Source organism: Microbacterium sp. NPDC077391 (assembly GCF_040686955.1).
Classification (GTDB): Bacteria; Actinomycetota; Actinomycetes; order Actinomycetales; family Microbacteriaceae; genus Microbacterium; species Microbacterium commune.
This window is the reverse complement of record NZ_JBFBMI010000004.1, coordinates 24,498-37,265: the sequence shown is the minus strand read 5'-3', so window position 1 is coordinate 37,265 and position 12,768 is coordinate 24,498. Positions and strand designations below refer to the sequence as shown.

Annotated in this window: 15 protein-coding genes; 11 read left to right on the top strand and 4 right to left on the bottom strand. The window is 60.8% G+C overall.

All coding sequences use genetic code 11. The annotated features are described in order from the left end of the window. The first annotated feature begins 42 nt into the window (after nucleotides 1-42). The 4 genes from AB0O65_RS11025 to AB0O65_RS11010 all read left to right on the top strand — a co-directional run bounded on the left by AB0O65_RS11025 (nucleotide 43) and on the right by AB0O65_RS11010 (nucleotide 3,821). A complete protein-coding gene (locus tag AB0O65_RS11025; RefSeq protein WP_313480024.1) occupies nucleotides 43-1,530 on the top strand; it encodes an aminopeptidase P family protein in 1,488 nt (495 codons plus the stop codon). Between the two features lie 54 nt (nucleotides 1,531-1,584). Further along, nucleotides 1,585-2,490 carry a dihydrodipicolinate synthase family protein gene (locus tag AB0O65_RS11020; RefSeq protein ID WP_071641672.1) on the top strand — a complete coding sequence of 302 codons (906 nt, stop codon included), beginning with the start codon at nucleotides 1,585-1,587 and terminating at the stop codon, nucleotides 2,488-2,490. A gap of 117 nt (nucleotides 2,491-2,607) precedes the next feature. Beyond that, on the top strand, nucleotides 2,608-3,285 hold the full coding sequence (locus AB0O65_RS11015) for a GntR family transcriptional regulator (RefSeq protein ID WP_071641674.1): 678 nt from the start codon (nucleotides 2,608-2,610) through the stop codon (nucleotides 3,283-3,285). 95 nt (nucleotides 3,286-3,380) lie between these two features. Beyond that, a complete protein-coding gene (locus tag AB0O65_RS11010; RefSeq protein WP_143187139.1) occupies nucleotides 3,381-3,821 on the top strand; it encodes a hypothetical protein in 441 nt (146 codons plus the stop codon). A 224-nt stretch (nucleotides 3,822-4,045) separates the two neighbouring features. On the opposite strand, the gene AB0O65_RS11005 is transcribed toward AB0O65_RS11010, so the two are convergent. From AB0O65_RS11005 to AB0O65_RS10990, 4 genes are read right to left on the bottom strand one after another with little or no spacing between them, the layout of a single operon-like run. Continuing rightward, a complete protein-coding gene (locus AB0O65_RS11005; RefSeq protein ID WP_363385100.1) occupies nucleotides 4,046-5,053 on the bottom strand; it encodes a hypothetical protein in 1,008 nt (335 codons plus the stop codon). Between the two features lie 52 nt (nucleotides 5,054-5,105). After that, nucleotides 5,106-5,828: an adenylate/guanylate cyclase domain-containing protein gene (locus AB0O65_RS11000; RefSeq protein ID WP_363385097.1), complete on the bottom strand. Its 723-nt coding sequence runs from the start codon at nucleotides 5,826-5,828 to the stop codon at nucleotides 5,106-5,108. Nucleotides 5,829-5,882: 54 nt separating this feature from the next. Then, on the bottom strand, nucleotides 5,883-6,611 hold the full coding sequence (locus AB0O65_RS10995) for an adenylate/guanylate cyclase domain-containing protein (protein WP_363385095.1): 729 nt from the start codon (nucleotides 6,609-6,611) through the stop codon (nucleotides 5,883-5,885). A 6-nt stretch (nucleotides 6,612-6,617) separates the two neighbouring features. Continuing rightward, the gene (locus AB0O65_RS10990; RefSeq protein WP_363385092.1) at nucleotides 6,618-7,169 is read right to left on the bottom strand and encodes a Pycsar system effector family protein; all 552 of its coding nucleotides are present in this window, start codon (nucleotides 7,167-7,169) and stop codon (nucleotides 6,618-6,620) included. A gap of 105 nt (nucleotides 7,170-7,274) precedes the next feature. On the opposite strand from AB0O65_RS10990, the gene AB0O65_RS10985 reads away from it, so the two are divergent. The 7 genes from AB0O65_RS10985 (at nucleotide 7,275) to AB0O65_RS10955 (ending at nucleotide 12,611) form a co-directional block, all read left to right on the top strand. Continuing rightward, nucleotides 7,275-7,904, top strand: a complete 630-nt coding sequence (locus AB0O65_RS10985) for a hypothetical protein (RefSeq protein WP_363385089.1) — start codon at nucleotides 7,275-7,277, stop codon at nucleotides 7,902-7,904. Nucleotides 7,905-7,946: 42 nt separating this feature from the next. Beyond that, on the top strand, nucleotides 7,947-8,627 hold the full coding sequence (locus tag AB0O65_RS10980; protein WP_363385086.1) for a hypothetical protein: 681 nt from the start codon (nucleotides 7,947-7,949) through the stop codon (nucleotides 8,625-8,627). After that, nucleotides 8,620-9,231 (top strand): hypothetical protein, encoded by a 612-nt coding sequence (locus AB0O65_RS10975; protein WP_363385083.1) that lies wholly within the window; start codon nucleotides 8,620-8,622, stop codon nucleotides 9,229-9,231. Before AB0O65_RS10980 ends, AB0O65_RS10975 begins: the two co-directional genes overlap by 8 nt. Nucleotides 9,232-9,236: 5 nt before the next feature. Continuing rightward, nucleotides 9,237-10,106, top strand: a complete 870-nt coding sequence (locus AB0O65_RS10970; protein WP_363385080.1) for a Dam family site-specific DNA-(adenine-N6)-methyltransferase — start codon at nucleotides 9,237-9,239, stop codon at nucleotides 10,104-10,106. A gap of 916 nt (nucleotides 10,107-11,022) precedes the next feature. Next, the gene (locus tag AB0O65_RS10965; protein WP_363385077.1) at nucleotides 11,023-11,274 is read left to right on the top strand and encodes a hypothetical protein; all 252 of its coding nucleotides are present in this window, start codon (nucleotides 11,023-11,025) and stop codon (nucleotides 11,272-11,274) included. A 116-nt stretch (nucleotides 11,275-11,390) separates the two neighbouring features. Then, nucleotides 11,391-11,744 carry a hypothetical protein gene (locus AB0O65_RS10960; protein ID WP_363385074.1) on the top strand — a complete coding sequence of 118 codons (354 nt, stop codon included), beginning with the start codon at nucleotides 11,391-11,393 and terminating at the stop codon, nucleotides 11,742-11,744. Between the two features lie 168 nt (nucleotides 11,745-11,912). Beyond that, nucleotides 11,913-12,611, top strand: a complete 699-nt coding sequence (locus AB0O65_RS10955; RefSeq protein ID WP_363385071.1) for a hypothetical protein — start codon at nucleotides 11,913-11,915, stop codon at nucleotides 12,609-12,611. The last annotated feature ends 157 nt before the right edge of the window (nucleotides 12,612-12,768 follow it).

Here is a 12,768-nt window from a genome sequence, read left to right as displayed (position 1 = left end):
CATCCGCACCTGTTCCCCGCCCGACGACCCTCTGGAGACAGCATGAGCAATCACCACCACCAGCCCACCGGCTACGGCGCCGAGGTGCACGTCGTCGACTGGGAGAGCGGCATCCCGAACGCCCGCTCCGACTCGCAGGATCCACGGATGCCGTCACTCGCGGCCGCCTCGGGTTTCACCGACTGGATGAGAACCGGTTGGGGTGATGCCGACCGCACGCCGCGGGTAGAGCCCGGCGCCGCGCAGGCGGCCGCCCGTCACCGCGAGCGCCTCTCGACCGCCCTTCCGGGTCGCACCCTCGTCGTCGCCGCGGGGCGCGCACACGCGCGACTGAACGACTTCTTCTTCGACTTCCGCGCACACAGCGACTTCCTCTGGCTGGTGGGCTTCGGTGTGGAGGACGGGGTGCTCGTGCTCACCCCCCGTGCCGGAGGACATGACGCGACGCTGTACATCATCCCGCCCGCGCGTCCCGGCGCCGCCGCCTTCCATGCCGACCCCACCCACGGCGAGCTCTGGGTCGGTCCGCTCGCCGGCACCGCTGAGCTGGCCGACGCCCTGGACGTGCGCGTACGCGAACTGGACGAGCTCGCTGTGCCCGACGACGCGCTCATCGCGGGCAGTGCGGTCGTGGGCGCCGTGCCCGGTCGGCAGCTGGGCGCCCGGGCACGCTCAGCCGAGCTCGCCCAGACGCTCTCCGCGCTGCGAATGCAGAAGGACGCGTGGGAGCTCGCCGAGCTGCGCGCGGCCGTGCAGCACACCGTCGAGGGATTCGCCCAGGTGCGCCGAGAGATCCCCCACGCCGTGCAGCACGGCGGCGAGCGCTGGCTGCAGGGGACCTTCGACCGGCACGCCCGCACGGTCGGCCAGGCACCCGGGTACGCGAGCATCGTCGGCTCGGGAGCGAATGCGCCCATCCTGCACTGGGTGCGCGCCGACAGCCCGGTCGATCCCGAAGCGCTGCTGCTGCTGGACATGGGAGTGGAGAACCGCAGTGGATACACCGCCGATGTGACGCGCACGCTCCCGGCGAGCGGACGCTTCACCACGGCGCAGCGCGAGGTGCACGACCTGGTCGAGCGCTCGCACCGCGCCGGCCTCGCCGCGGTGGCACCCGGTCGCGACTGGCGGGACTTCCACATCGCGTGCATGGAGGTGCTCGCACAGGGTCTCTCCGACTGGGGGCTGCTGCCGGTCTCGGTCGACGAAGCGCTCGCGGCGGATGGTCAGCACCACCGCCGCTACATCGTGTGCGGCGTCGGACACCACCTCGGACTCGACGTGCACGACTGCGGGGCGTCATCGTACGCGCAGTACTTCGAGGCGAGCATGCAGCCGGGCATGGCGCTCACGGTCGAGCCGGGTCTGTACTTCCACGCGTGGGATGAGACCGTGCCGCCGGAGCTGCGGGGTATCGGCGTGCGCATCGAGGACGACGTCGTCGTGACCGACAGCGGGATCGAGGTGCTCAGCGACGCGCTGCCGATCGATTCCGCAGGGTTGGAGCACTGGATGGCCTCCGTACTGTAATATGTTACATATGACCAACGGCTTCAGCGCCGCGAAAGCTGGAAAGGAACAAAGATGTCTCAGAAGGCTCCCTGGCATGGCGTGATCGTCGCATCCGCCCTGCCGTTCAAGGACGACCTCTCGGTCGACTACGACCGTTTCGCCGATCACGTGCGCTTCCTCGCCGAGAACGGTTGCGACGGGATTGCGCCGAACGGCTCGCTGGGTGAATACCAGAACCTCAGCGAGCAGGAGCGCGCGAAGGTGATCGAGGTCGCCGTTGACGCCGCCCCCGAGGGCTTCTCGGTGATGGCGGGCGTCGGCGCCTACGGTGCGCTGCAGTCGGCGCACTGGGCCGAGCAGGCCGCGAAGGCCGGCGCGGACTGCGTCATGCTGCTGCCTCCGAACACGTATCGGGCGAACCGTGAGCAGGTGAAGCACCACTACGCCACCGTCGCAGCGGTCGGCCTGCCCATCGTGGGCTACAACAACCCCATCGACACCAAGGTCGACCTCGTGCCCGACCTGATCGCCGAGATCCACGAGGCCGGCCACATGGTGGGCGTGAAGGAGTTCACCGGCGACCCCCGGCGCATCTACGAGATCAAGGAGCTCGCTCCCGACATCGACATCCTGATCGGCACCGACGACAGCGTTCTCGAGGTCGGCATCGCGGGAGCCGTCGGCTGGGTGGCCGGCTACCCCAACGCCATCCCGCAGGCCACCGTCGAGCTGTTCCGCCTGTCGACCTCGGGAGACGTGCGCGACCTCGAGCGCGCCAAGGTGATCTACCGCGACCTGCACAAGCTGCTGCGCTGGGACACCAAGACGGAGTTCGTCGAGTCCATCAAGCTCTCGATGGACGTGCTCGGCCTGTACGGCGGCCCCTGCCGCCCGCCGCGCCTGCCCCTTCCGAAGGACGTCGCCGACCGCATCGTCGCCGACACCGAAGAAGCCGCCGCCAAGGGCTACGGCAAGTGATCCACGCCGTGGATGCGCGGGCGGCGTGCTGTCGCCGCGCATCCACGGCATCCGATAGTTTCGTAGGCAGTGCCATGCCGCATGGCACTGCCTACGCTTCTTGATCGGTGGTCGTTCATGACACTCCCCTCCGTCGTCACCCCCCTGCAGCCGGTGATGAACCTGCGTGAGCGCGTGGAGGTGGCGCTCGAGGCGGCGATCCGCGCCGGAGAGATGGCCCCCGGCGAGCTCTTCTCGGCGCCCGCGCTCGCCGCCCGATTCAACGTCTCGGCCACGCCGGTGCGCGAAGCGATGCTGAACCTCGAGAAGCTCGGCTTCGTCGAGGCGGTGCGCAACAAGGGGTTCCGCGTCACCGAGGTGCGCGATGACGAGGTGGCGAACATCGTCGCGGTGCGGCGACTGCTTGAGCCGCCGGTGATGCGCGAGCTGGCGGGGAAGATCCCGGCGGATGTCATCGAGAAGCTGCGCGCGACGGCGGATGCCATCGTCGAGGGCGCCTCCAGCGGCGACCTCACCACGTACCTCGAAGCCGATCGCGCCTTCCACGAGGCGATCAACGTGCACAGCGGCAACCCGCGCCTGGCCACGCTCATCTCGCAGCTGCGCAAGGAGACCCGCCTACCTGGCCTGGCCGATCTGCTGGCCACGGAGGAGCTGTCACGCTCGGCCGCGGAGCACCACGAGCTGCTGGACCTGCTCGCGGCGGGTGAGGGTGAGCGCGCCGAGCGCCTCATGCACCAGCACATCGGCCACGTCATCGGCTGGTGGGCGGGACGGCCCGAAGCCGCCAGCTGACGCCTGCTCGCCCGCGTGGCGGATCATCCGTGCGAGGTACACGGATACCTCGCATGCACGACGCGGTGCGGATCCGCTGCGGCGAGGCTGGAAGCATGAACGCACGCACAGCCCTCGCCGCTTCCGTCCTGATTGCCGCAGCGGGGTTCTCCCTGACCGGATGCACGGCGTACGAGGAGCTCGTCCACCAGCAGTCCACGCACACCTTCGACGACCTCGCCGCGTTCCGTGCGGAGGCCGAGGTCGACGCGCCGTGGCTCCCCGCGGATGCCACCGACATCACCGTGCGCACCTCGACGTCGGAGAAGTCCGATGACGTGGTCATCCTGCTCACCGGTGAATCCCCTCTCGCCGGCGACTGCGCGGATGTTGAGCGACGCTCGGCACCGGTGTGGACTCTCGACGACGCACCGGACCCTTACGCGGCGAAAACGGTCTTCGCCTGCGGCGACTGGAGCGTGATCCCCGCAGAGGACGGCTGGTTCGGCTGGACGCCGAACTCCGACGCGGAGCGCGCGGACGCGCGGGGGAAGTGACCGGTCGGCGAAACGCGCACCGTCTGGTCGCACGCCGCTGTCGGATACGGGAAAACCCCCGATTTCTCGGGGGTTTTCATGGCGGTGACGGTGGGATTTGAACCCTTACGCTCCCACCCCTGAAATACAGGCGAAAACGGGAGATACGGGTCCGCGCTGAGGCACATTAACACCTATATTGACACCTGACGGACAGCCCGCGGGTTGATAGGAAATCGCACCACTCACGGTCGATACTTGCTGAGGATGCCTGCTTGAGGTCCATCATCGGTGTCGGTCTCAGCCTTCACAATCGCGGCTTCCCGAGCAGCGGCATCAGCCTGCTCTCTAGCCAACAGGATCTCTCGTGGCTCCTCGTTGGAGAGCCGCACCATCAACGCACCCGCGACGTGGATCGCAAGCCATGCGTCACCCTTGGTCACGTCCCCTTCGTTGTGGTGATGCGCGTTCCCTCTCGTGGAGCGGTCAGCGTTCAACCAATCAGTGAAGGGCTTGAGGAGCGTCCTGTCGTAGGCGGAGATGATGCCCGTCTTCTGCGCGGCATTCAGTTGGTCAGAGAGGCTGTTCCCGTTCACGCCGAGCGCTCGGAAGAACTCTTGTACGGCGGTCCCCGCATCAGTGATCGCCGCATCAGGGTGGTTCTCGGAGAGTCGGTTGATCGCCGTTTGGAACGCCGCTGATGCCTTCGTGAAGCGCGTGTCAGAGTCGAGGAGCACCGATGCGGGCTTCACCACATCAGCGTGGAGCACCGAGTTCCCCCGCTGCGTGAACCGCCCATCCTCGAAGTGCCACTCAACACGAGCGGCAAGCAGGATGTCGTTCACCGCTTCGATGAACTCTTCAGGGTGGTAGGTGGGCATCTCCTCTTCGTCCCACCCTGTTGTCACCCACGCTCGGTCGTTGTCGCTCAGCCACACGTAGGCGTAGACGACAGCGGCAAGCGCATCCAACCTCTCGTCGTCGTTGCCGTCACCTTCCTGCCCTTCGCTGAGCACTTCCGAGGTGATGTATTCGGACAGACCTGAGCTACTGCCGATACTGCGGTGAGCGTCAGCACGGTCGAACACTCTCCCCGGTATCTGTGCGAAGTGGTTGATGAGAGCGTGAACCTTGCGTCCCACATCAGCAGGGCAGTCGTCCCGCCAACGGATGCCGACAGCGGCTTCTTCCTCCGCGAGTTGCCGCCGTCGACGCAGTTCGGACGGTAGCGGGGCGTAGAGGTTGTCGCTCATGTCTCAAAGATAGAAGCGGGGTCGTGCGCCTGCGCGAGCCGCGCCTTGACGGTCAATAGTTCTCGCCTGTCCACTCGTCAACGTCCATCCGAACGACGTAGCCGTGCCAACAACGACGGTTGCTGTTCCATGTCAGCAAGCCCTTGTTGTGGTCGTTCAGGTTCTGCCGGAACACGTCGCTGACCATGAAGCGTGAGTCGTTGTACGTCTTGCTTCCGTTCGCTGCGAGTTTCGCCGCGTGGTTCACGACATCACCCATGTAGACAACATCGTTCATTCCGCTGCCTTCGTAGCCCGCCTTGATCATCAACGCCCGCCCGTAGGACATCCCGATTCCGACCTTGATGGTGGTGAAGCCCTTCTTCTCCAACTCCTTGTTGAAGATGTTGACCATCGAGCTTGCCAACGCTGCGACAGAGAAGACCTCATCGATGTCGTCTGTGGTGGGAGTGTTATAGACAGCCCAAACGCAGTCGCCAACGATATTGACCTCCCGACAGCGGCTGAAGCTTGCGAAGACCGCGACCATCTCGCTGACGAACGCCCGATACATGCGAGCCAATACAGGGCGAGTGTGCTTGTCGGGTAGTTTGGACGACTCTCTGATGTCGATGAACAGCGCTGAGCAGTAAGCGTAGAACCCGTTGTTGAACGTGAGCGCGTCGCGGGTCGGCAACGTATCCCGCTCCTGATAGTCCACGTCAGCTTGGTTCAGGATCTCCTTCATCCGCCGAGCACCGCTGATGTGGTTGTAGTTGTTGTGCTTCGCTTCCACGGTTCCCCTTGATGGTTCAGAGTTATCTAGCGGCAGGACAGACCGTGCGCCCGGTCACGAGCCGTATTCCTCTGTGATCCACTGCTCGACGGTGGTGGCGACCACGTTGCCGTGCCAACAACCTCGTGTGCTGTTCCACGAGAGGAGAGCTTGGTTGTCGTCGTTCAGGTTCCCCTTGAAGACATCGCTCACCATCAGAGACTTGTCGCTCCACGTCTTGTTGCCCTGTGCGGCAAGTTTCGCGGCGGCATTCACGACATCACCCATGTAGACGACATCGTTCATCCCGCTGCCCTCATACCCGGCTTTGATCATGAGTGCTCGCCCGTAGGACATCCCAATCCCAACGGTGATGGTGGTGATGCCACGCTTCTCCAACTCCTTGTTCAGGATGTTGACCATCGAGTTGGCGATGAATGCCCTCGCGAACACCGAGTTGATATCTGCCTTGTAGGGAGTGTTGTACACAGCCCAAACACAGTCCCCGACGATGTTCACCTCCCGCACCTTCTCGAACCCGGCGAAGACCGCCACCATCTCGCTCACGAACGAACGGTAGAGACGAGCCAACACAGGACGCTTGTGCTTGTCGGGCAGCTTGGACGAATCCCGGATGTCTACGAAGAGCGCCGAGCAGTTGGCGTAGAAGCCGTTGTTGAAGGTGAGGTCGTCCCGTGGCGGGAGGCTGTCCACCTCCTTGTAGTCGAGGTCGGACTGATTCAGGATCGTCCTGATTCGTGTCGCGCCCTCCACATGGTTATGAACCTTGTATTTGCCTTCCATCCCTACCTACCCCCAAAAGTTGACGATCAGCGCTGTCGTCGTGAGCAGCGCCCCTGACACGATGTAGCTCCACACAGACCACTTCACGAGGTAGTGCTTCTTCCACGCGATGCGGCCCAACACCACCAACTGACGCGACAGCACAGGCAGGACAGGCTTCTGAAGCTCCTGCTCCAACGCTTTCGGCTCCCACAGCCGCGTGTGCCCGAAGTAGATGTAGTCGCGCATCTCCTTCCGCGTTGGCTTCTCGCTCGTCACTCGTGGGACAAGCGCCATGACCGCGAGGACGATCCCGAGGAGCAGCAGAGCGAAGCCGCTCAGGAACAGCGCCCACTCCCACCACGCTTTCAGGTCAGCATATGGACGGTGCTTGTCCGTGAGGGCGATGACTGCTCCGAGAGTGACCCCTTGAAGCGCGAGGAGGATGGAGGCTTTCGCGTCGACGCGAGCGATCCATTCGCCATGTGAGTGATAGACGGTCCAAGCTCGCGCTTCCGCGTCCCGATCTGACTCGTCGGACTTCTGCCGCCACCACCCCAATTGGACCTCCCCGTTCAAAGCTCACGTTACTGTCCGCCACAGACAGACCCCCTGACCGTGTGGGCGTCGCCGAGGTCAGTAACCTACGAGCAGCGATGAACCCCTGAGTCAAAGGAGAACGGGATGAGCACCCCGAAGCAGCCGAAGCCGACGAAACTCCTCAGTTCTGCCCCTGCGGCCGCCTACAGGACGCAAATCGTTCGGTACCCGTATGAGGACAGCGGGCGCGTCTCCTACTCCTTCCAATACGCCGCTGATGCCCTCGCTTCCACCTTCAAGGGCAATCCCGAAGATGACTCCCTGCTCCTGCCCTACCTGACGCTCTACCGCCAAGCGTTCGAGCTCCGACTGAAGCACCTCATCGCAACGCTCGCTTCATACCGTCAGACATACGTTGAAGGTGTCACCCCTGAACTGACGCTCGCGCAAGACCCGGAACACCTGCGCGCCACCTACGGGCACAACCTCCACAAGCTCCTTAACGAGGTTGAGAAGCAGTACACGGCACTGAACCTCTCAGGCCCGTTCCCTCCGTCCGTTCGCAAGGTCATTCAGGCGTTCCACGAAGACGACAAGGCGGGAGTGGCCTTCCGATACGCGGGGCAACTTCCTGAGGTTCAAGAGCACGCTGACTTCCCAAGCCTTCACAAGCTCCTCAGCGAGAACTACGACACGTTGAGCTTGTTGGAGGATTACGTGGACGGCACGCTCTCAGCCGGTCCGACACTCCACGACCTCAGCGGCGAATACTGAGTCGCGTCTACTGATGTTTACTCCGGTCGATACACTTCCGGTATGCCCGCAAGCCCCCTACTGACGCAAGATGAAGCCGCCGCTCTCACTGAGAAGATCCAAAGTAACGTAGCGGAGCTTGCGTCGCTCATGCGCGAAGCGTGGCGCGGGAAGGTATGGCTTCCGCTCGGGTATGACAGTTTCGCTGATTGGCTTGACGGTGAATTTGATTACTCTCACACGCGCGGATACCAACTCATCAACATCGCAACGGTGACTGAAACCTACGCCACCGCTGTTACTCTCCCCGAGAACTTCAGTCTTACCGACATTCAAACCCGGCAGCTCATTCACTTTGGTGTAGACGAAGTCCTGTCTACCGTTCAGTCGCGGTCGACTGATGACGCCAATGAGAACGTGAAACTCATCAGCACAATCCTGCGTGAGTTGAAGAAGGCAGAGCAGGAAGCGTCCCTTGCGCCCGAGACCGGCACTCCCGTGAAGTTGCCCGTCCGTGGTAATCAGCAACCTCGCGCTGTCCACGGCGGCGAGTTCAACACTCGCACAGCAGTAAGCAGTGTGGGTGCCTTGCTGAACCAAGCAGAAGCGCTCCCGTCCCCGCAAGACCTTCCGGTGGCGACCGTGAAGACACTCCACGATGACCTTCACGCAGCTATACAACTAGCTCGCACTCGCTTGAAAGAGTTCGATACGGCCATTGACGGGCAGGTTCAAAGTGCTTGACAGGAAAGCTGCGCGGGCGCTCACTGACCGCATTAAGAGCAACACCACGGACTACGCACACCTCATCTATGAAGCATGGACCGGCAAGGCGTGGCTCCCGCTCGGGTATGACAGCTTCACCGCATACCTTCAAGAAGAGATCGGGATCTCGCGTTCCCGTGGCTACCAACTCATCAACATCACGCTGTTAGAGCAGAAGCTGAAGGAACTCGCTGTCTTCCCCGACGGGTTCACCATCAGTGACTACGCCACCCGCATCATCATCAAACATGGTGTGGATGACTTCTTCACCGCGCTACATCCTCTCCTCGGCACCGACACGGCGTCCAATGAGGAACAGTTCCTCACGCTCCTTCAGCAGGTGAGAACCGGCAAGACCGCCTCCACGCAGCCGACTACCGCTCAAAACATCGGTTACGCAGCTGAAGCCTCCGCTCAAGCGTTCCGTATCCACTGTCTCCACCTGCCCACACCTGACGTGGTCGAAGACCCGAAGATGCTACCTGTTGTGCGGGGCAAGCTCCGCGACGCGGTGGCTGTCGCCGAAGCTCGGTTAGCTGAATATGCGGCCGTGCTGTCAGCAGCGTCACAGGAAGCCGTATGAGGGCTGTGAAGCCGTTCTACTCGTGGGTGGGTGGTAAACGGCGCGTCCTTGACTTCATCGAGGAGTGCCTCCCGGCTAAGTTCGGCAACTACCACGAACCCTTCCTCGGCGGCGGCGCTGTCGCACTACACGTCATGGCGAGACACCCCGAACCCACCTACTACCTTTCCGACCTCAACAAGGAACTCATCAACGCATGGGAATGCGTCAGAGACACCCCTGAGGACGTGATCGAAATCAGCACCATCCACAGCGAGCGGATGGACAAGCAGTATTTCCTCTACCTCCGCAACCATGACCGGCGTGGCACCCTTCACCTGCTCTCCCCCGAGGAACGAGCGGCACGGTTCATCACTCTCTGTAACAACGCTTTCGGAGGCATGTATGCGGAGAACGAGCAAGGGCACTGCCGCTCATCGTTCGGCATGGTTCGCACACTCCAAACAGACAACCTGCGGGCAGTGAGCGAACTTCTCAACACTCGAAACGTCATCCTCAACGCCCAATCGTTTGAACGCGGATTGGATCACGTCACCGCAGGAGACCTCGTCTACCTTGACCCGCCCTACGCTGATGATGCCGACGACGGCACAGACACCTTCACCGGGTATGTGAAGCAGACAACCCAAGCGACGGACACCTTCCAACAAGCGGTCAAGCGTTACATGAACCGCCTGACACAGAAGGGCGCGTTCGCTCTAGCCTCCAACGCTGATACTGCCACCACCCGAGAACTTTTTGACGGTTGGAATACCATCAGCAAGAGCATCTATTGGACACTCGCGCAAGAGAGCCGAGTAGCGACAGAACGTCTCTACGGGAACTACCTACTCACACAGGCGCTGTCCGACCGGGAAGACACCATCGTCGTCTGAAACACCAAATCGTGTCCCCCAACTTCTCATCCAATAGACGAGGGGACACGTTCTAGTGTTCCGTCGCGGTCACTCAAGCCTTGTTCCTATACATACGGAACAACTACACACACAATCATCAACTCAACTAGTACGAACAACCCTCATCACAGTGTCCACAACCCCTACTGAGGTTCTTACAAAGAAACACTTCCCTTCATCTTCACACCAACGTTCACTCACACAGCGTCAAAAACGCCAACCACACCAACCCTATTTTTGACGCTGTGTCGTTCACGTTGGCATTCCGACAAAGGGAAGTGTTTCTTTGTTCCCGAAAATGAGGGGGTCACTGTTCCCGATTCCGGGTGGAGGTGCGTTCCCGATTTGGGTTGTTGCGGTTGCGGGGTCTCGTTGTTCCCGATTTGCGGTGAGGACTGCGGCTAGCTGACTGTGACGCTGCGCTTTGCCCGCACATGATGGAGTGTGTGATTGCGGGTGACTTCACGAAGATCGGTCGTCGTTGCGCCATGTAGCCGCAATCCCTATCTTTCCCTGTTCCCGATTTCGTTGGCGATGCGGTTTTCTTTGCGTGTCCACATGTTGAAAGTTGCGGGTTTGGACATCACTGTTGCGGGTGTGCCCGTTGTGTCCACATCAGCAAACTTGATGGTTTGGACACGGGCGCGCTCGTGTGAACCGTCAATGTCGGAGGTCGCTGTTAGTCTTTGATGGTCAGGTTGAGACGGCTTCTGATGTTCGGGACGTCCGAGTTCTGAGTGAATGTCGGAGGGTGCTGTTAGTCTGATGTTGTTGGTTGAGAGACCGGCTAGTTCAATTTCATATGTGGTCCGGGATGTTGTTCCTGTTTGACCTGCCTACTTGATCGCATCACCCAAGACGGGGTGTTGCTTGATTACAGAAAGTAGGAAATGAAATGTCCAAGCGTGTTACTCGGATGGGGTTTGAACTTCTCCGGCTCGTTCGCCCTGTGGTGTTGAACGATGTCATTAAGGAAGGCGATAGGCGAACCCTCGCCTCGATTGCTGTTCCTGAAGGTTGGGACACCGACGTGTCTCAGATGATGTTTGTCGATGTTCGTGAGGGAACTGTCCGCGTTTGGACCGAGGTGGAGGACGACCGCCTCTATCTGATTGCGTGCGCTGTGCCGCATCCGCTCGCGGACTGACCTGTTGAAGTGGGGAGGAGGCCGTTCATCTTCCTCCCCACAATGTCCACCGGCTTCTTCCTCTTTCTCTGATCGCTTCCCACACAGGGTGGGTTGCTTCCTGATTGGAGATTGAGATGACTGTTCTTGTTGAGACGCCGGTGGCGTTTGCTGATGTTGAGGCTGTGCCTGCTGCGGTGCGGGCGGTGTTTGCTTCGACGCTTGTGGCTGTGGGTAAGCGTGCGCTTGAGGAGCTTGGTGCTTCTCCTGCTCGGGTGGAGGCTTGGTGCGAGACGGTGCTGCTTGCTCCTGAGGACGTGCTGTTGCTGTCTGCGGTGGTGGGTGAGTTCTCGTTCTTCGTGCCTTGCTCGTTGTTCTCTGACGTGGGCGTGGAGGCGTTGGAGTGGGTTGATGACCTTGGCGAGGACGGTTCCTCGTGGGTGATGGTGAACGCCTTCGGTCTGCTGATGCGGCTGAACTATCCGGCTTGACCGGTTTCGCGTGTCCCTACCGCCTATTGGGTGAGACGTAGGGGGACACGTTTCACCGTTCCCCTGTTCCCGTTTGAAGGGCTGAAGTGCCCTGTTTCGGGAACGCCCTCGTTAGTAATGAATCAGAACCGAGAGAGAAGGTTCACTACTTAGAAAAGGAAAACGATAATGACTAATACATCAAGTCCACGCGATGCGTTCCAAGCTGCTGTGAAAGACATTCGTTCACAAGGTGTGAAGATTGCTCAAGGGTTATCTCATGCCGGATGCTCTTGTGGTTGCTCAGGATGGAAGACCCCTGCTTCATGGGGAGAGCATCCTCAAACAAACTATGCGTTCACTCCTGCGAACGAAGTGAAGTGGAACGGTAACCGTTCTAGCTCAGTTGCCTATTGGAATTGGGAAGGGGTTGACACCGATGATCTATCAGTCGGCTACACGCTTGCTCGCACCTTCGCGCAATACGGTTTCACAGTTCGGTGGGAGACACACACTGCCTACTCCGTTCGGGTAGATATCGCTTCATGGGACGCTTCCAACGTTGGTTCAGCCCCTGAGCAAGTTGACCCAACTGAATTCTTGGTGGAGGTTCGCGAGGCAATACAGTCACTGTTGGATGCTCGCGAAGCTCTGAATAAAGCGTGGAACAAGTACGGTCTCAACTACCCTAGTGAGTTTAGTGAGTTTAGTGAGGCACATTATGATGCTCAACGCCGGGTTGATGACCTTCTCCCTCTGATGTGGAGGGTTGCGTGGACTGAAGACCACGACGATGTACGTGATGCCACTCGCGTGTCCTCTATGACCATGACTGAAGCTCTTGAGAAGTTCGTTGCCCAAATTGACGAATTCCTTGCGGCTGTTTGAGATAGTCCGGCTCCGACCCTTCGTGGAGTCTGAGTATCCAAGTGAAGAGTGACATCCAACCCCGCTCATCACTTCGAACCCACCCGTTCCCCAACGCGGGTGGGTTTCTCTTTGTCCGCTCACTTCTCACCCAATACCTAGGGGGACACGTTTTACC

What these genes read in the sequence shown, in the direction of transcription:
- AB0O65_RS11025 (WP_313480024.1), top strand. Translation starts at nt 43, where the DNA reads ATGAGCAATCACCACCACCAGCCCACCGGCTACGGCGCCGAGGTGCAC.
- AB0O65_RS11020 (WP_071641672.1), top strand. Translation starts at nt 1,585, where the DNA reads ATGTCTCAGAAGGCTCCCTGGCATGGCGTGATCGTCGCATCCGCCCTG.
- AB0O65_RS11015 (WP_071641674.1), top strand. Translation starts at nt 2,608, where the DNA reads ATGACACTCCCCTCCGTCGTCACCCCCCTGCAGCCGGTGATGAACCTG.
- AB0O65_RS11010 (WP_143187139.1), top strand. Translation starts at nt 3,381, where the DNA reads ATGAACGCACGCACAGCCCTCGCCGCTTCCGTCCTGATTGCCGCAGCG.
- AB0O65_RS11005 (WP_363385100.1), bottom strand. Translation starts at nt 5,053, where the DNA reads ATGAGCGACAACCTCTACGCCCCGCTACCGTCCGAACTGCGTCGACGG.
- AB0O65_RS10995 (WP_363385095.1), bottom strand. Translation starts at nt 6,611, where the DNA reads ATGGAAGGCAAATACAAGGTTCATAACCATGTGGAGGGCGCGACACGA.
- AB0O65_RS10985 (WP_363385089.1), top strand. Translation starts at nt 7,275, where the DNA reads ATGAGCACCCCGAAGCAGCCGAAGCCGACGAAACTCCTCAGTTCTGCC.
- AB0O65_RS10980 (WP_363385086.1), top strand. Translation starts at nt 7,947, where the DNA reads ATGCCCGCAAGCCCCCTACTGACGCAAGATGAAGCCGCCGCTCTCACT.
- AB0O65_RS10965 (WP_363385077.1), top strand. Translation starts at nt 11,023, where the DNA reads ATGTCCAAGCGTGTTACTCGGATGGGGTTTGAACTTCTCCGGCTCGTT.
- AB0O65_RS10960 (WP_363385074.1), top strand. Translation starts at nt 11,391, where the DNA reads ATGACTGTTCTTGTTGAGACGCCGGTGGCGTTTGCTGATGTTGAGGCT.
- AB0O65_RS10955 (WP_363385071.1), top strand. Translation starts at nt 11,913, where the DNA reads ATGACTAATACATCAAGTCCACGCGATGCGTTCCAAGCTGCTGTGAAA.